The organism is Rhizobium sp. BR 315, from assembly GCF_050577975.1.
Classification (GTDB): Bacteria; Pseudomonadota; Alphaproteobacteria; order Rhizobiales; family Rhizobiaceae; genus Rhizobium; species Rhizobium miluonense.
The window spans coordinates 1-17,411 of record NZ_JARWKZ010000085.1 but is presented as its reverse complement, the minus strand read 5'-3'; the positions used below and the strand labels follow the sequence as shown (position 1 = coordinate 17,411).

The window sequence follows — 17,411 nt, the reverse complement described above, 5'->3', positions numbered from 1 at the left end:
GGGGGGACGACCTGTCGAGGCCTCAACCGCTCGCCTGAATCCGAGCTGCGCAACATCAAGCCCATCGACAAAGGCATCGATCACCCGCACCGCAGCATCTGCCGCAACGTAATCCTCGATCCGGGCTGGCAACAGCGACGTCTGACCCCGATCAGTCCCTGAAATGTATCCCATGAAAATGGCCGCATCGTTTCCAATGCGGCCAACTTAATTGATTTGCCGGACTTCTCACACAGGCTGCGTTGGCCGGCCTTTTTCGCTTGTGGGCCTAAGATTTCGTTGATTCCAAAGAGCCTTGACGGCTCTCGCATCCGCTGCAGATGCGAGGACTGATCTTAGAGGCTATCTAGCTTGCTCTGCATGGCGCGGAGCTGTTCCTTCAGTTCGTCGATGTCCTTAGCTTCAGCCTTGCGGCTTTCTTTGGCCGGCGGCTTCATGAAGGGTGAGAACATCTGCATGGCTTGCTGGAACATCTCGGTGTTGCGGCGAACCTGTTCCTCGACCATCTGCATCGGCAGTTGCAGGTTCTTGCCGAGCGGCGTTTCACCGAAGGCGCGGTTCATCTGCTCGCGCATCTGTGTTTGCTGCTCGGTGAAGGCGCGCATGGAATGTTCCAAGAAGCTAGGCACGACCATCTGCATCTGATCGCCGTAATAGCCGATCAACTGCCGAAGGAAGGAAATCGGCAGTAGCGTGTTACCGGTCTTCGATTCCTGTTCGAAAATGATCTGCGTCAGGACCGAATGCGTAATATCCTCGCCGCTTTTGGCATCCTGGACGGTAAATTCCTCGCCCTTCTTCACCATCTCCGCCAGGTCGTCCAGCGTCACGTAAGTGCTGGTGCCGGTATTGTATAGGCGGCGATTGGCGTATTTCTTGATTACGATCTGGCCGTCATTCTTCGCCATTATCAGTCTCCTGGCCCCGTCTGATTGTATGGAATACTCCTCCACCGCTGAGTGTAGACGCAAAAGAAGCTTGGTGACAATCGGTTTGTGCGATGCGGCAAGCCCTTTCCTTTGATTGGATTTTTGTGAGCGATGACGGCTTCATGAAATCTGCGCACCGGAAATTCTTGCAGTTTGACTCTGGCGCAAAGCTTTGACAGTTTCGACTTATATACACGTTCGTTCAGTGAGGAGGCTTTCATGACCAGTTCATCTATCGTCGTCGCCAGCGCGGCTCGCACCGCCGTCGGCTCCTTCAACGGCGCGTTTGCGACCGTCCCGGCTCATGAGCTTGGAGCCGTCGCCATCAAGGGCGCGCTGGAGCGTGCTGGCGTCGATGCCAAGGAAGTCGACGAAGTGATCCTCGGCCAGGTCCTGCAGGCCGGCGAAGGGCAAAACCCGGCTCGCCAGGCTGCGATGAAGGCCGGCATTCCACAGGAAGCGACCGCATGGGGCGTGAACCAGCTTTGCGGCTCCGGCCTGCGCGCCGTCGCACTTGGCATGCAGCAGATCGCGACCGGCGATGCGAAGATCATCGTCGCCGGCGGCCAGGAATCCATGTCGATGGCCCCGCACGCCGCGCATCTACGTGGCGGCACAAAGATGGGCGACATGAAGATGATCGACACCATGATCAAGGACGGCCTGACTGATGCCTTCTATGGCTATCACATGGGCATCACGGCGGAAAATGTCGCGCGGCAGTGGCAGCTTTCGCGCGACGATCAGGACCAGTTTGCCGTGTCCTCGCAGAACAAGGCCGAAGCTGCGCAGAAGGCCGGGCGTTTCAAGGACGAGATCGTTCCTTTCACGATCCAGTCACGCAAGGGCGACGTGATCGTCGATGCCGACGAATATATCCGCCACGGCGCGACGCTGGACGGCATGGTCAGGCTGAGGCCTGCCTTCGACAAGGAAGGTACAGTGACCGCCGGTAACGCTTCCGGCCTCAATGACGGCGCTGCCGCCGCCGTTCTGATGACCGAGGCTGAAGCCTCGCGCCGTGGCATCCAGCCGCTTGCCCGCATCGTCTCCTGGGCGACTGCCGGCGTCGATCCGCAGGTCATGGGCACAGGCCCCATTCCGGCCTCCCGCAGGGCGTTGGAGAAAGCCGGCTGGTCCGTCGGCGATCTCGATCTCGTCGAGGCCAATGAAGCCTTTGCGGCCCAGGCTTGCGCCGTCAACAAGGACCTCGGCTGGGATACGTCGATCGTCAACGTCAATGGTGGCGCGATCGCCATCGGTCACCCCATCGGCGCCTCCGGCGCCCGTATTCTCAACACGCTGCTGTTCGAAATGAAGCGCCGTGGCGCCCGCAAGGGGCTTGCTACGCTCTGCATCGGCGGCGGTATGGGTGTCGCAATGTGCTTCGAGGCGCTCTGAGCGTCTCAAGCGAGAATTCCTGAAGACGTGGTGAAAGTGGAGAGGGCGCTCGATGTAGGAGCGTCCCGTCTCCGCAGCAACAAAAGGGGAGTGGCACATGAGCAGAGTGGCATTGGTAACCGGAGGGACGCGCGGCATTGGAGCGGCTATTTCGATGGCGCTGCACAATGCGGGCTATAAGGTGGCGGCAACCTATGCCGGCAATGACGAAAAAGCCCGGGCTTTCCACGATGTGACTGGCATCTCCGTCCACAAGTGGGATGTGACCGACTATGAGTCCTGCGGCAAGGGCATCGCCAAGATCGAGCACGATCTCGGCCACGTCGAAGTCCTGGTCAACAATGCCGGTATTACTCGCGATGCCATGTTCCACAAGATGACGCCGCAGCAGTGGCACGAGGTCATCAATACCAACCTCACCGGCCTGTTCAACATGACGCACCATGTCTGGCAGGGGATGCGCGAGCGCAGCTTTGGCCGAATCATCAACATCTCTTCGATCAATGGTCAGAAGGGGCAGATGGGGCAGGCGAACTACTCTGCCGCCAAGGCTGGCGATCTCGGCTTCACCAAGGCGCTTGCCCAGGAAGGGGCCAACAAGAACATCACCGTCAACGCCATTTGCCCAGGCTATATCGGCACGGAAATGGTGCTTGCGGTGCCGGAAAAGGTGCTGAACGAGCGGATTATCCCGCAGATCCCCGTGGGACGCCTCGGCGAACCGGAGGAAATCGCCCGCGTCGTGGTCTTCCTTGCCAGTGACGATGCCGGTTTCATCACGGGATCGACCATATCAGCCAATGGCGGACAGTTCTTCGTCTGAGCGGATTTCTATATCTAGAGCGTTTCCGCTTTTCTTCGTTCGAATCGCGAAAATGCTCTATCTTCTTGTTTCGTTACGCATCCGGACGGAAAACCGCTGTGCGCTTTTTCTGGAAATGCTCTCAGGGATTGCCGGGTAAGCCCGGCAATCATCCCCGGCCCGAGCCGGCCGATTGCCGTTGTCGCGGCTTGAATTCCAGGATGACGGCTTCCGGCGCCATGCGCTGTTTTTCCTTGTTGCGGGCCCTGACCGCGCAGCCGAGCGCGTAAAAGGTCGTGCCGACGAGTGCGAATGCTGCAATGCTTGCGATAATTGCGGCCATGACGCCGGTCCTTTCTCAAAACACTGCTTCATCCCCGCAAACAGGCTGGTGCGGGAAAGGAATCGTCTCTCAAATTGCCGCTTCAAGCGTCCGGTGTGCCAAGCTTGAATGTCATGACCGGCCGACAAGTCGGCCGGTCATGAAACTTGGTCTTAGCGGCAACGAGCCTCATAGCGGTTGCCATAGCGGTCGCGGTAGATGCAGTAGCCGCGGCGTTCATGCGACTGGCCGATGAGGTTGCCTACGAGGCCGCCGGCGACTGCGCCAACAGCTGCGCCACCCCAGCTATGAGTGGCAACGCCGCCGATCAGAGCGCCGGTGCCAGCGCCGATGGCTGTGCCTTTTTCCGTTGCCGTGCACGACGCCAGTGCGCCGACGATGGCGATCGCGACGATGATCTTCTTCATGATGTTAGCTCCTGGTGCTTCGAAGTTTTCAACAATGATCTGCGGATCAGATCCGCCCCATCAATAGCAGAATAAGAACAATGACGAGAACAAGCCCGAGACCACCCGACGGGCCATACCCCCAAGCGCGACTGTAGCCCCAACTCGGAAGTGCGCCAATCAGCAGCAGAATCAGTATCACAAGCAATACTGTACCAAGCATGATATGTCTCCTCCATGTCCGTGCCCGAATATTCCCAACGCCTTGAGCCATCCAGCGACACGCTTCAGAACCTCTACCGTGACCGCTCGCGATGCGCGCAGACGGTGTTCCCAGCACTTCTGCCTTAGAAACTTGCGTGGCATAAAATTGTTCCGGCTAAGAAATAAAAATCCCGACGCCGAGGGCATTCATGGTCTGCGAAATCTTAACGCGGTGGCGCGAGCCGGCAGGAACCGCGGGTAAGGCGAGACTTAATCTTATGGTTAAAATATAATTAAAATACAATAGGTTGCGGTGAACAAAACGGGAAAAAGCCCATGTCTGCGATTCGTCGACGATTCGTTCTGCATTTGAGCCTTGGTTAATATGGAAGCCGCTGGAGCACGATGGCGATCCCTCCGGACGAAGGGAACAGCGGGAAGCCGCCATGGGCGGAGGCCGCCAATAGTCGCCGAAAAGTAGCGTTCGGGAGGGCTCGATCGGTTAACGCAAGGGTGTTTGCGGAGGAGTTCGCGAACATGCTGGTTCTTCATGTCGCGATGTCGCCCCATCCGCGCCACCATATATAGCCGTGAATAAATGAAATACATGCATGAATCAGCGATTCGTCGCCGAATCGTTCGAGCTTTGATCGAAGCGTTAATGTCTGCAATCTATGAATGTAAATATCGATTTTTATATTTGTGCTCGCCGAAAGACTGATCGCAATCCACGATTCGGCTCGAATCGCGACTTCAACCATCGAGAGTCCAGTGTGAATCGCTGGCGAAGACGCTACATATTGTGGGGAACAAAGGTAGAATCGGCCGAAATCAGCGATTCGTCGCCGATTCGTTCCGGCTTTGACCCGAATCTTAACAGAGCGGCTGGAATCGGAAAAATAGTTATCCTTTACAAATGATTAACCATGGTCGCTTGCGAAAAGCGGCTTCGTTCGGATTCATCACTTGACTCGTTTTCACATGGAGAGACCGGTGAAATCGCGATTCAGTATCTGGTGGGAATCTATGATTCGAATTCCATATGTAGTAGCGAACACATAGGGAACACTATCGAGTCAGCGATTCGTCGCCGATTCGTTCTCAGGCTGTTCCGGAATCCGCTGGACTCGTATGGGATGTAGGGGCAATGTATCTTCCAGTTGAAACGACCCATTGCGAAATCGATTGTTCCGGCTACTGTTTTTTCATTCAGGTCTTGCCTTTGTCACATATGGTCGTCATCTCTTCCTTTCTTCCAAGAGGAGCTTGCTGATCGGAAGACGGTAGTTTCTCGCCCATACACGGACCAATGACTAAAATCTCGCAGCCTATGATCCTGAGCGGACGCGGCGTAACCGCGGTGCTCGGACCGACTAATACCGGCAAGACCCATTATGCCATCGAGCGTATGGTGGCGCACGGCAGCGGCGTTATCGGCCTGCCGCTGCGGCTGCTGGCGCGCGAGGTCTATACTCGCGTGGTAGAAAAGGTCGGGGCTCAGAATGTCGCCCTCGTCACCGGCGAGGAAAAGATATCGCCGCCCAATGCGCGCTATTCGGTCTGTACGGTCGAGGCCATGCCGCGAGAGACGCGGGCCTCTTTCGTCGCCATCGATGAGGTGCAGTTGGCTGGCGACCTCGAGCGCGGCCATATCTTCACGGACCGCATTTTGCATTTGCGCGGCCGGGATGAGACGCTGCTGCTCGGTGCCGGCACGATGCGGCCGATTCTCGAGCAGCTTCTGCCCGGCATTACCGTTCTCGAGCGGCCGCGGCTTTCGCATCTCTTTTATGCCGGTCAGAAAAAGATCACGCGACTGCCGCAGCGCACCGCGATTGTCGCCTTCTCTGCCGACGAGGTCTATGCCATCGCCGAGCTTATCCGTCGCCAGCGCGGCGGCGCCGCCGTCGTGCTCGGGGCGCTCAGTCCGCGGACCCGCAATGCGCAGGTCGCACTCTATCAGGCCGGCGATGTGGAGTATCTGGTCGCGACCGATGCGATCGGCATGGGTCTCAATCTCGATGTCGATCACGTGGCCTTCGCTCAGGACCGCAAATTCGACGGTTACCAGTTCCGCAATCTCAATCCGGCCGAACTCGGGCAGGTCGCGGGTCGGGCCGGGCGCCATCTGAAGGATGGCACTTTCGGCGTAACGGGCCAGGTCGATCCCTTCGACGACGAACTGGTGCGGCGGATCGAGGGACACGAGTTCGATACGGTGAAAGTGCTGCAATGGCGCACCAAGGATTTCGATTTCTCCTCTATCGCCGCGCTGCGCGCCAGTTTAGAAGACGCGCCACGCGTGCAGGGCTTGACGCGGGCGCTGCCTGCGGTAGACCAGCAGGCGTTGGAATATTTGTCACGCGACCTGGAGATTGTCGATCTTGCCAGCAACCCGGCCCGGGTTGAGAAATTATGGGAAGCTTGTGCGCTTCCGGACTATCGGCGCATAACGCCCACACAGCACGCCGATCTCATTGCTACCCTCTTTTCCGATCTTGTGCGCTATGGCACGGTGAAAGAGGACTTTCTTGCCGAACAGGTGCATCGCGCCGATCGGACAGATGGCGAGATCGACACGCTTTCGGCACGAATCGCGCAGATAAGGACTTGGACCTATGTATCGAATCGGCCCGGCTGGCTTGCCGATCCGACACACTGGCAAGAAAAGACGCGGGAAATCGAAGATCGATTGTCCGACGCGTTACATGAGAGGTTGACGAAACGCTTTGTTGATCGCAGGACATCTGTGCTCATGAAGCGCCTGAGAGAGAATGCGATGCTGGAAGCTGAAATCAGTGTAAATGGGGATGTCTTCGTTGAGGGGCATCATGTGGGACAGTTGACCGGATTCCGGTTCACGCCTATCTCGGGAACCGAGGGGCCGGACGCCAAGGCTGTCCATGCTGCCTCGCTGAAGGCGCTCGCGCTGGAATTCGAGGCGCGTGCCGCCCGCATGCATGCGGCCGGCAATGGAGATCTTGCGATCAGCGCCGATGGTCTGGTGCGCTGGCTGGGCGATCCCGTGGCGCGCCTGTCGGGCAGCGATCATATAATGCGGCCGCGTGTCATCCTGCTCGCCGACGAGCAGCTGACGGGCAATGCGCGCGATCATGTCGCCGCCCGTATCGAGCGCTTTGTGAATCATCACATCAGCACAATCCTGAAGCCGCTGGACGACCTGTCGCGCGCCGAGGATCTGCAGGGGCTTGCCAAGGGGCTGGCCTTCCAGCTGGTGGAAAATCTCGGCGTTCTGTTCCGCCGCGACGTTACCGAAGAGGTGAAGTCGCTGGATCAGGATGGACGCGCCTCCATGCGCCGCTACGGCGTCCGCTTCGGCGCCTATCATATTTTCGTGCCCGCACTGTTGAAGCCGGCTCCGGCCGAACTCATCACCCTGCTCTGGGCATTGAAAAATGATGGCCTCGACAAGCCGGGCTATGGCGATCTGATCCCCGTGCTCGCCGCCGGCCGTACGTCTGTTGTCACCGATCCAAGCTATGAGCGCATGTTCTACAAGCTTGCAGGCTTCCGGTTCCTCGGCAAGCGTGCGGTGCGTATCGACATTCTCGAGCGTTTGGCGGATTTGATCCGTCCGCTTCTGCAGTGGAAGCCGGGCCAGGCTTCGCGTCCCGAAGGTGCGTATGATGGCCGCCGGTTCACGACGACGACGGCGATGCTCTCCATCCTCGGCGCGACGCTGGAGGACATGGAGGAAATCCTCAAGGGTCTCGGCTATCGCGCCGATTCCGTAAAGCCGGAGGAGGCTTCAGCCTTCCTCGCTCAGCAGGATACGAATGCCGCACCGGCGCCGGCTGCTGAAGCCGCTGCCGAAAAGGCGGATCACGACGATGCCGACGCCGCTGGCGAAGAGCCGGCTAAGGAAACGGAAGCCGCTGCGCAAGAGGCAGCTCCGGCTGCCGAGGTTGCGGCAGTTGAAGTTGCCGCAGTCACGGAAGCAGCACCAGATGCCGTTGCCGCCGAACCTGTTGAGCCAAAGCCGGTTCTGCTTTGGCGTCTTGGCGGCCGCAGCGATCAGCAGCAGCGTCAGGGCGGCCGTGGTCATCATGGCGATCGCCGTGGCCAGCAGGGTGAGGGCCGCGGTCAGCAAGGCAATCGTCGCGGTGGCGGCGAGCAGGCAAGCGGGGAAGGTAATCGCGAAGGCCGCGATCGTCGTGACGGGCGTGAAGCTCGTGGCGGAGACAAGGGCCCGCGCGGCAACAATCGCGAGGGCGGACGTCCGCAGCAGCAGGGCGGCCGTGGCGAGCGCAACGACCGTCAGGAGCGTGGCGACCGGAACGACCGCAACAATCGGAACGACCGCAACAACCGCGGCGCGTCGCAGCCTTTGCGCTTCGAAGCCAAGCCGCCGCGCAAGGAAAAGCCGATCGATCCGGATTCTCCTTTCGCAAAGCTCGCTGCCCTGAAGGAGCAGATGAAGAAATAAGCCATGAAGGACGAGAAGCAGCCATTTTCCGGTTCGCGCCAGCGCATCGACAAATGGCTCTTCTTTGCCCGCATGGTGAAATCCCGCTCGCTGGCCCAAGTTTATGTGCAGAACGGCAACGTGCGAGTCAATGGCGAGCGGGTTGTGCAGCCAAGCTACAACCTCAAGGCCGGCGATCGAATAGAGCTTTCTCTCGAACGCCGCGATGTCATTCTCATCGTGCGGGCAACCGGCGACCGCAGAGGCCCCTTCGAGGAAGCCAAGCTGCTCTACGAAGACCTGACGCCGCCGCCGAGTGAGACAAAACACCTCACCGCTTTAGAGCAGGCTCAGCGAGCGCCGGGCAGCGGCAGGCCGACAAAGCGCGACCGGCGCGCAATCGATCGCCTGATCTCGGATGATGATTAGAAAACTCTGTCTTTCGTTTGTTGTTTTGAAGATTGTTTGTCCTTGAAATTGGGCAGCAAAGTCGATACCTCACGATCAACCTGCCGGTAACCAGCCGAGCGGCGAGTCTGCGCGTGGCGCATTCGTCTGTTCGTTCGGCTCCGTGGAAGGGTGCGACGTTCCAGGTTGCACAGCCGCGGAAGCTAGAGTCATTCCTGGAGTGCTTCATGACATATGTCGTGACCGATAATTGCATCCGCTGCAAGTATACCGATTGCGTAGAAGTCTGCCCCGTCGACTGCTTCTACGAAGGCGAGAATTTCCTCGTTATCCATCCTGACGAATGCATCGATTGCGGCGTCTGCGAGCCGGAATGTCCCGCCGAGGCGATCAAGCCCGATACGGAGCCGGGCCTCGACAAGTGGCTGAAGATCAATGCCGAATATGCATCCATCTGGCCGAACATCACCGTCAAGCGCGATGAGCTGCCGGAAGCCAAGGAAATGGATGGAGAGCAGGGCAAGTTCGAGAAATACTTCTCGACGAAGCCCGGCGCGGGCGATTGATCTGCGGCGGTGACAGGCCGCCCATAAAGGTGTAGTCGATATCGTACGGAGCGAATCACCTCGCTTGAGCCGCAAGGCTATCAACGTGGCCTTTTTGGCGTGCGTGAAGCAAATTATTGATTTCCTCAGATTTTTGTGATACCTTGCTCACACTGATCCACAGCGGCATTTCGCATGCCCAAAACCATCACGAAAGCAAATCACCAATCCGTACGCGGTTTCCCTGACATATCAACGTTTTGTGTGTCGGGTCTAAGGTCGCGATGGGCGGGTTTCTTTTTGCATGAGTCTGGCTGGACCAGAATTGAAGTCACTTGACGGTACTCCGTCTCATCCGGGCCTGACTGACCCGGCCCCGGCCCTTGACGGGCGCGTAACAGGGAGTTTTTGAAAAGAATGACGATCCAGCAGAAAAAACCTTCAGCAGCACGCCATGGCTTCAAGACTGGTGAAGCGATCGTTTATCCGGCCCACGGTGTCGGCACGATCACCGCAATTGAAGAACAAGAAGTCGCGGGCATGAAGCTCGAGCTGTTCGTAATCGACTTTGAGAAAGACAAGATGCGTCTGAAGGTGCCGGTGGCCAAGGCCATGAGCATCGGCATGCGCAAGCTTTCCGAAACGGATTTCGTCGATCGGGCGTTGAAGGTCGTGCAGGGCAAGGCTCGCGTGAAGCGCACCATGTGGTCGCGTCGCGCCCAGGAATACGATGCCAAGATCAATTCCGGCGATCTGATCTCGATCGCAGAAGTGGTTCGCGATCTCTATCGCGCCGAGAACCAGCCCGAGCAGTCCTATTCCGAACGTCAGCTTTATGAAGCTGCGCTCGACCGCATGGCGCGCGAAATTGCCGCAGTCAACAAGATGTCGGAAACCGAGGCCGTTCGCCTTGTCGAAACCAATCTCAACAAAGGCCCGAAGCGCGGCAAGATCGTCGAGGACGACGATTCCCAGGACGAAGCCGCATAAAGCCAAGGCATAAGCTACTGCTTTCAAAAACCCGGCCATCGCGCCGGGTTTTTTCTTTGGAACCTTTTTCGTCCTGCCGCGTTTAAAGCTTCGTGTTGGCGGTCCGTGTGGGTGCACTCCGGTGGGAGAGTTTTCCAAACAGGCCGTTTATGGACATTCACGAGGACCGGCCTATGCGTTGTCATTCGAAGCCCCCCGGCGATCTGAAGATGCTTCAATCGTCAGACCCATTCGCTGAGATCGAACTAGACTAGTCATCGATCATCCGGCGAACCGGATATCGGTCTCCAATTTGAAATTTCATTCATTGATTTCCATCCGAACAGCGATGTTCGGAAACGATGCTTGTTGCCCTTTTCGTCGACCGCGGCATTAGAGACGATTTGAGGCCGAACCTAGGAGATACATATGACGAATATGTCTGCAGATCGGCGTATGATCAAAGTTGCGATGGCTGCTCCCTATCTCGATCGCGACGAGGAACATGACCTTGCCATCCGCTGGAAGGATCATGACGATCGTGGCGCGCGCAATCAAATTGCCACTGCCCACATGCGCCTTGTCATTTCGATGGCAGGCAAGTTTCGCAATTTCGGACTGCCGATGAGCGATCTCGTGCAGGAAGGATATGTGGGCCTGCTGGAAGCAGCTGCCCGCTTCGAGCCGGAGCGCGAAGTGCGCTTCTCGACCTATGCCAGCTGGTGGATCCGTGCCTCGATTCAGGACTATATATTGCGTAACTGGTCGATCGTACGCGGTGGCACGAGTTCGGCGCAGAAGGCGCTGTTCTTCAATCTCCGCCGCCTTCGCGCCAAGCTCGCCCGCAGCAATTCCGGCGTCACCGTCCAGTCCATTCACGAAGAAATTGCAGTAACGCTTGGCGTCAGCCTTGCCGACGTGCAGACCATGGATGCGCGCCTTTCGGGTAGCGACACCTCGCTGCAGGCCCMTTCGATCGCGGGCGATTCCGAAAGTGCCGAGCGCATCGATTTCCTCATTAGCGCCGAGCCGCTTCCCGATGAGCAGGTGTCCGACATGATCGACGGCGAACGCCGTCGCGTGTGGCTGGCATCGGCGTTGAAGCATCTCAACGAACGGGAAATGAAGATCATTCGTGCCCGCCGCCTTGTCGAAGATGGGGCGACGCTTGAGGAGCTCGGTGCCGATCTCGGCATTTCCAAGGAGCGCGTGCGGCAGATCGAAAGCCGCGCCATGGACAAGCTCCGCATCGCGCTGGTCGATGCCGATCCGGGCATGGCAAGCTACGCCTGAAAGCAACCTTCTCCCGCTCGGGAGAAGGCAAAGGTTCTTAATCAGCTATAATCTTGACCTTGTCGCCCACGGCAATGCTCGCACCGGTCGGCATTGCATTGATCAGCTTGAATAGGTCGAGCTTGCGGTCTGTGCCCATCATGCGGGCGGCAAGCGTGGTGATCGTGTCGCCCGGCTTGACGGTGACGACGCGGACGCGCAGCGGCTTCAGAGATGCTGCCTCTTCCGGCGTCATGTGACGGAAGCTCGAGCGCAGCACATTGGCCGTCTGATTGAGCTGGGCGATATTTCCCTTCGGAACGGCCGTTAGGAAACGGAAGATCTGCGTACGGTCACGGATGACAGTGACGTCGAAATCCCAGCGATCGGCGGAGGCGCGCGCGGTGGCTGCCGGCATGCCGTTGACGGTGATCGATTTGATCGACGAGGGGTCTAGGCCGGTCACCCAGCCGCTGGAAATATAGTTCGTCAAATTCTGGTTCTGGGTATCGGCAACGCCGTCGAAGCGGATGGCGATGTCGCCTGGACCGGTCGCCATGACGGCCTCGACCTTGTTGTCGATGCGGAAGTCGGGCGGCACGTCGAAGCGGATGCCGAGGCCGCCATGCAGGAAGGTCTGGCCGCGCACATAGCCTTCCTCGGGGCTGTCGCCATAAAGCAGGCCGTCGATGCCGTTCAGATAATAGTCCCGACCGCTGTCGCCGACCTTGCGTTCTTCGCCGAATTCGCGGGCATGGGCCTTGGCGAGATCGATACGCTGCGGGGTACTCGGGTGGCTCGAAAGGAAGTCCAGGCTCTGGTCGGCGTCGGAATTGGCCGACATGAAGCGGCTGTAGTCTTCCATGGCGTTCAGGAAGCGCGCAGCCGCATAGGGGTCGTAGCCGGCCTGGCCGAGCGTGCGGATGCCGATCTCGTCGGCCTGCAGCTCCTGCTGGCGCGAGAAGGCGGCGAGGCGCAGCTTGCCGCGCGCGAGCGCCTGCTTGCCGGCAAGATCGCTCGATAGGACTTCGGCAACGACTCGGCTGGCGATAACTTCCGCCTCTTCGCGCTTCTGCCGTTCGATGCCGTGATTGGCTGTCACGTGCGCCATTTCGTGCGATAAGACGGCAGCGACTTCCGAGGCGTCGTTGGCCAATGCCAGCAGGCCGCGCGTCACGTAGAGATAGCCGCCCGGCAGTGCGAAAGCGTTGATCGACGGCGAATTGAGAATGGTGATGCGGTAGGACTGCTGCGGATTTTCCGACACGCTGGTCAAGGCGCCGGCGATACGGGCCACCAGGCGCTCGGTCTTTGCGTCCTTATATTCACCGCCATAGCTCGCGAGAATGCGCGGATGCTCGCGAGCGCCCATTTGCGCGCGCGGATCGTTCTTCTGCACCTCGGATACGATCTGCGGATTTGCCGATGGCGAGACGCTCGGCTGATAGGACTGATCCATCACAGACTGGCAGCTGTTCAGGATCGTCGCGGCGACAAAAAGCGGGGCCAGGTGACGCAAACGGGCTGCGGCGGTCACCCTGATCCTTCGTTCTGCTCGTTCGCTGTGCTTCTTTACCAGTGTCTCGCTCATTTCGCTGCCATGCCGGCTCGGCGCCAAATCCGGTTGATCGTTACCGGGCAGGCCGATCATCGCCGCGTGCCGATAAAGCTTGCCTTTATCCCGGCGATCCGCATTTGCCCGGACGGTCTCTACCCCTTGCTGTAGCCGATTTTGGCACCGGTTGCATAGCGAGACTCCGTTTAAATGTGGCAGCGTTGTATTTTAGCAAGCATTTCCCTAGACTTTCAGCCGCTCGGCGCGACGAAATTAAGGCAAAGCCGACAGCAAGATGCTGCGCCGCACTCAATGTTGTAGGAATGTGGCCAATGCAGGGATACCTGCGGCTTTCAGGAAGGTTTCGATAGGCGCCGAAAGCTCGATTCTGCCGCCATCGATGAAAGCGGCGTGATCGGCAAGGCGCCGTACTTCGGCCGGATCGTGCGAGACGATGAGGACCGTGTTGCCGGTTTCATGGTGCAGGGTTTTCAACAGCTCGACCATGCCGGAGCGCAGGCCGGGATCGAGCGCGGCAAAGGGCTCGTCGAGAAGCAGGATCGGCTTGTCGCGCACCAGCGCTCTGGCGAAGGCGGCGCGCTGGCGTTCGCCGCCGGACAGCGTTCCCGGCTTGCGCTTTTCGAAGCCGGAGAGCCCGACACGCGCCAACGCCTCCGAGACCCTTTGCCGATCTTGCTTAGAGAGCTTCAGCGAAGGGCTGATGCCGAGGCCGACATTGGTGAAGAGATCGAGATGGGTAAAGAGGTTGTTGTCCTGGAAGACGAGCGACACTGGCCGCTCGGCGGGATGCTTGCCGGTCACATCCTGTCCGGCGAGCAGGACACGGCCGCGATCGGGCCGTTCGAAGCCGGCGACGAGATTGAGGAAGGTCGACTTGCCCGAGCCGGAAGGGCCGGCGACGGCAATGATCCTGCCCTGCGGCAAGGCGCACTCGAAGCGGAAATCATGCGTTCCGAGCCGCAATTCGACGCCGGTCATAACGATGCTGCGTCCGATCATGTTGCTGCCGTCAGTCATTTTGCTTGCCTTCGCCGTCGCGGGTGCCTTGGCCCGCAGTGCCGGCGATGGTGAGGAGAAAGCATACCAAGCCGAGGATCAAGGCGAATCCATTGGCGTCGTTGGTGCGGTAGCTGCCGAGCTTGCTATAGACCAGCCATGGCAGGGTCATCAGACTGTCGGAGCCGAAAAGAGCCACGGCGCCGAGATCGCCGAGCGAAAGGGCCATGGCGAAGGAGAGCGACGTGAAGAGCGGCTTGCGAAGGCCGGGCCAGTCGATCAATCGTAGGCGGGAGATCCCCTGAAGGCCGAGGCTTGCGGCCAGTCGCTCCGTGCGGCGTCGGTGGACGGCATAGGCCGGTTCTAGGACGCGGATGACGAAGGGAAGCGCCATCAGGGCATTGATAACGACAATCAGGCCTGCGGCAAATCGGCTGGGGTCGCCGAGCGGCCTCAGCGCCAGGAACCAGCCGGTTGCCAGCACGATCGGCGGAACCAGCAGGATGAGGGAGGAGGTTCCGGTCAGGGCCGCTGCCAGGCCGCGCAGGCTCGATGTCTTCTTGCGATCGGCTGAGATGACCGAGCGAGCGTGAATGATGGCGAAAGAAATCGCGACGGCCAGAAGGCCAGCGGCGAAGGCGATTGCTAGGCTTGTCACGGCCGCATGCTGGAAGATCGCCTGACCGGCGAGCTTGAGAAGATCGGCTTCGAGACCGGAGAGGATGACGGATGCGAGCGGCAGGCCGATGAAGAGGGCGGCGGCGAGCAGCAAAGCTGCATCGACCCATCGCGCGGCGCGAAGCTGTCCGTCGATACGCAGCAGGGCACGGCCGCTCGTCAGCCCGTGATCGTCCGGCGATGGAAACAGCGTCATCGCCCCGAGGATTACGGCTGTGACGACGATCTGCAGCAGCGACAGCATCACGGCGCGACCGGGATCGAAGTCGAAGCGCAGCGCCTGGTAGATCGCGACCTCCAGCGTCGTTGCGGCCGGGCCGCCGCCAAGGGTCAGCACCAGCGTGAAGCTGGTGGCACAGAGCATGAAAATCAGGCCGGCAATGCCTGGAATGAGGCCACGCAGCACCGGCCACTCGATGAAGCGGAAGACCGAGGCAGGCTTCATGCCGAGGCCACCGGCCACGAGCCAATATTCCGCGGGCACGCGCTCCAGCCCTGCCAGCATCAGCCGGCAGGCGAGCGGCATGTTGAAGAAAACATGTGCCAGCAGAATGCCGGCAAGACCGTAGATGCTGACGGGCTGCGCGAGGCCGAGCGCCGCCAGCGCCTGGTTGAGCAATCCTCGCTGTCCCCATATGCCAAGCAGACCGAGCGCGCCGATCAGCACCGGCAGGCCCATGGGCACGGCCATCAGCCGGATCAGCCATAGCCGACCGGGAAAGTGTGGCTGGCGCGCTAAGGCGCGGGCGACCGGTATGGCAAGCACGATGGAGAGCAGCGTCGACAAGATCGCCTGCAGCAGCGTGAAGCGCAGCACGCGCAGCAGATAGGGATCGGTAATCGGGTTGTCGCCGCCGGACCCGATACCGGCGGCAAGCAGGACTACGACGGCGATCCCGACAAAAGACGCGATGCCTGCAAGGCTGAGCGCCCCACCGGAAATGGCGCGTCTTCTTTCGGATGCCGTAAGCATGGACGAGATATCAATTGCCGCTGGTGGCGGCGAGCCATTCGTCGATCCAAGCCTTGCGGTTCTTTTCGACCACGTCCGGGCTCATCAGAAAGGTCTTCGTCGGGCTCACGAGCTTGCCGAAGGCGTCCGGCAGCGGCGCCGATGTGGCCGAGACCGGCATCATCCAGTTGCTGGTGGGGATGATGTCCTGGAAGCCGGGCGAGATCATGAATTTCAGGAAGTCGCGGGCGAGATCCTTGTTCGGTGAGGATTTGACGAGGCCGGCGACCTCGATCTGGATGTAATGTCCTTCCGAGAAGGCGGCCGCCTGGTAGCGGTCGGTCTTTTCCTCGATCACATGATAGGCCGGTGACGTCGTGTAGGAGAGCACCATCGGCGCTTCGCCCTTGGTGAAGAGGCCGTAGGCTTCCGACCAGCCAGGCGTTACCGTCAGGATCCTGCCCTTGAGCTTCGTCCAGGCATCGGCTGATTTGTCGCCGTAGATCGATTTGATCCAGAGCAGCAGGCCGAGACCCGGTGTCGAGGTGCGCGGATCCTCGATGACGATCTTCTGCGAGGGGTCGCCCTCGATGAGATCCTTCATGCTCTTGGGCGGATTCTTGACGGTCTGGGTGTCATAGATGACGGCGAAATGGCCGTAATCATAGGGCACGAAGGCATCGTCCTTGAAATCGCCGGGGACCTTGAGTGCCGATGTGTTGACGCCGCTGGCATCGAACAGGCCTGTATCCTTTGCCTCGTCGACGAGATTGGTATCGAGACCGAGGACAACATCGGCCTTGGTGCCGGCGCCTTCGAGCTTCAGGCGGGACAGAAGCGCGACGCCATCGGTGACGCTAACGTAATTGACCGTGCAGCCGCAGGTCTTTTCGAAGGCGGCCTTGACCTTGGGGCCAGGACCCCAGTCGGAGGTGAAGCTCTCATAGGTATAGATGGTCAGCGTCTTCTCGGCCGCTGCGGCAGGCTGGGCGGCGAAAAACGTTGTTCCGGCAGCAAGCGCCAGGCCGGTGAAGAGTGACAATAGCGAACGGTCGTGCATGGCAGCGCCTCCTCTTAGGTTTCGTCTTGAAGGGGAAAAGGGCGCTATGATTTCGTCACGCGTCTAATCCCTCCGCCGGTGTTAGCCGGATCAGGTTCCGCGGGTTGGCCGGTAAAAGCCTCTCAGCCACATGTCCGATAGGACGTGAGGCACCCCGTTAGAGCGTCGGCAGATTTAGCCCTGTGACGAAGGGATGACAAGGGAAATGATTCCCTTCAGACCGCTGACAAACCCGTCGATATTTTCGGCGGGTTTTGTGTTTGCGGATTGATGCTTTTGAGAAGGTGGCGTTTCGATTTTGTTGAAACGGCCTGATCTGCTCAGGCCATGCTTGGCTTTGGCGCCTTTGTGAGGGCCATTGCGATCTTCTTGATGTTCTGGGCGGCGGCAGCCAGCAGGCACTGGCATCTGACGCACACGAGACTTCGGAAGCGGGCGTATCGGTGACCGTGGAGTTGCTTGGC

The 17,411-nt window shown here is 59.4% G+C and carries 15 protein-coding genes, 1 pseudogene and 1 riboswitch; of the genes and pseudogenes, 7 read left to right on the top strand and 9 right to left on the bottom strand.

Annotated elements, in window-relative coordinates:
* Nucleotides 1-335 precede the first annotated feature (335 nt).
* Nucleotides 336-908: a polyhydroxyalkanoate synthesis repressor PhaR gene (phaR, locus tag QD409_RS33730; protein WP_092847967.1), complete on the bottom strand. Its 573-nt coding sequence runs from the start codon at nucleotides 906-908 to the stop codon at nucleotides 336-338.
* Nucleotides 909-1,148: 240 nt separating this feature from the next.
* Here phaR and QD409_RS33725 point away from each other — a divergent pair, with 240 nt between their 5' ends.
* Nucleotides 1,149-2,330, top strand: a complete 1,182-nt coding sequence (locus QD409_RS33725; RefSeq protein WP_092847970.1) for an acetyl-CoA C-acetyltransferase — start codon at nucleotides 1,149-1,151, stop codon at nucleotides 2,328-2,330.
* A gap of 97 nt (nucleotides 2,331-2,427) precedes the next feature.
* Nucleotides 2,428-3,153, top strand: coding sequence for a beta-ketoacyl-ACP reductase (locus tag QD409_RS33720; protein ID WP_092847973.1), 726 nt, complete (start codon nucleotides 2,428-2,430; stop codon nucleotides 3,151-3,153).
* Nucleotides 3,154-3,301: 148 nt separating this feature from the next.
* Here QD409_RS33720 and QD409_RS33715 read toward each other — a convergent pair whose 3' ends face one another.
* The 3 genes from QD409_RS33715 to QD409_RS33705 form a co-directional block, all read right to left on the bottom strand.
* The gene (locus QD409_RS33715) at nucleotides 3,302-3,475 is read right to left on the bottom strand and encodes a hypothetical protein (RefSeq protein ID WP_430764875.1); all 174 of its coding nucleotides are present in this window, start codon (nucleotides 3,473-3,475) and stop codon (nucleotides 3,302-3,304) included.
* A gap of 152 nt (nucleotides 3,476-3,627) precedes the next feature.
* A complete protein-coding gene (locus QD409_RS33710; RefSeq protein WP_208858648.1) occupies nucleotides 3,628-3,885 on the bottom strand; it encodes a YMGG-like glycine zipper-containing protein in 258 nt (85 codons plus the stop codon).
* 43 nt (nucleotides 3,886-3,928) lie between these two features.
* Nucleotides 3,929-4,084: a DUF3309 family protein gene (locus QD409_RS33705; RefSeq protein WP_075853478.1), complete on the bottom strand. Its 156-nt coding sequence runs from the start codon at nucleotides 4,082-4,084 to the stop codon at nucleotides 3,929-3,931.
* A gap of 1,290 nt (nucleotides 4,085-5,374) precedes the next feature.
* Here QD409_RS33705 and QD409_RS33700 point away from each other — a divergent pair.
* The 5 genes from QD409_RS33700 (at nucleotide 5,375) to QD409_RS33680 (ending at nucleotide 11,706) form a co-directional block, all read left to right on the top strand.
* On the top strand, nucleotides 5,375-8,512 hold the full coding sequence (locus tag QD409_RS33700) for a helicase-related protein (RefSeq protein WP_430764874.1): 3,138 nt from the start codon (nucleotides 5,375-5,377) through the stop codon (nucleotides 8,510-8,512).
* Between the two features lie 3 nt (nucleotides 8,513-8,515).
* Entirely contained in the window at nucleotides 8,516-8,920 is a 405-nt protein-coding gene (locus tag QD409_RS33695; RefSeq protein ID WP_092847981.1) for an RNA-binding S4 domain-containing protein, read from the top strand.
* A gap of 206 nt (nucleotides 8,921-9,126) precedes the next feature.
* On the top strand, nucleotides 9,127-9,465 hold the full coding sequence (fdxA, locus tag QD409_RS33690; RefSeq protein ID WP_092847984.1) for a ferredoxin FdxA: 339 nt from the start codon (nucleotides 9,127-9,129) through the stop codon (nucleotides 9,463-9,465).
* Between the two features lie 396 nt (nucleotides 9,466-9,861).
* Nucleotides 9,862-10,434 carry a CarD family transcriptional regulator gene (locus QD409_RS33685; RefSeq protein ID WP_092847987.1) on the top strand — a complete coding sequence of 191 codons (573 nt, stop codon included), beginning with the start codon at nucleotides 9,862-9,864 and terminating at the stop codon, nucleotides 10,432-10,434.
* 408 nt (nucleotides 10,435-10,842) lie between these two features.
* Nucleotides 10,843-11,706 (top strand): RNA polymerase factor sigma-32, encoded by an 864-nt coding sequence (locus QD409_RS33680; RefSeq protein ID WP_430764873.1) that lies wholly within the window; start codon nucleotides 10,843-10,845, stop codon nucleotides 11,704-11,706.
* 37 nt (nucleotides 11,707-11,743) lie between these two features.
* Here QD409_RS33680 and QD409_RS33675 read toward each other — a convergent pair whose 3' ends face one another.
* From QD409_RS33675 to QD409_RS33655, 5 genes and pseudogenes are all read right to left on the bottom strand, one after another.
* A complete protein-coding gene (locus QD409_RS33675) occupies nucleotides 11,744-13,144 on the bottom strand; it encodes a M48 family metalloprotease (protein ID WP_092848319.1) in 1,401 nt (466 codons plus the stop codon).
* Between the two features lie 405 nt (nucleotides 13,145-13,549).
* Nucleotides 13,550-14,278, bottom strand: a complete 729-nt coding sequence (locus QD409_RS33670; RefSeq protein ID WP_092847993.1) for a thiamine ABC transporter ATP-binding protein — start codon at nucleotides 14,276-14,278, stop codon at nucleotides 13,550-13,552.
* Nucleotides 14,271-15,908, bottom strand: coding sequence for a thiamine/thiamine pyrophosphate ABC transporter permease ThiP (gene thiP / locus QD409_RS33665; RefSeq protein ID WP_430764872.1), 1,638 nt, complete (start codon nucleotides 15,906-15,908; stop codon nucleotides 14,271-14,273). Before thiP ends, QD409_RS33670 begins: the two co-directional genes overlap by 8 nt.
* 10 nt (nucleotides 15,909-15,918) lie before the next feature.
* Nucleotides 15,919-16,947, bottom strand: a complete 1,029-nt coding sequence (gene thiB / locus QD409_RS33660) for a thiamine ABC transporter substrate binding subunit (protein WP_092847998.1) — start codon at nucleotides 16,945-16,947, stop codon at nucleotides 15,919-15,921.
* Nucleotides 16,948-16,997: 50 nt separating this feature from the next.
* Nucleotides 16,998-17,114, bottom strand: a riboswitch (TPP riboswitch).
* Between the two features lie 153 nt (nucleotides 17,115-17,267).
* A pseudogene (locus QD409_RS33655) lies at nucleotides 17,268-17,411 on the bottom strand (IS5/IS1182 family transposase); the annotation flags it as partial.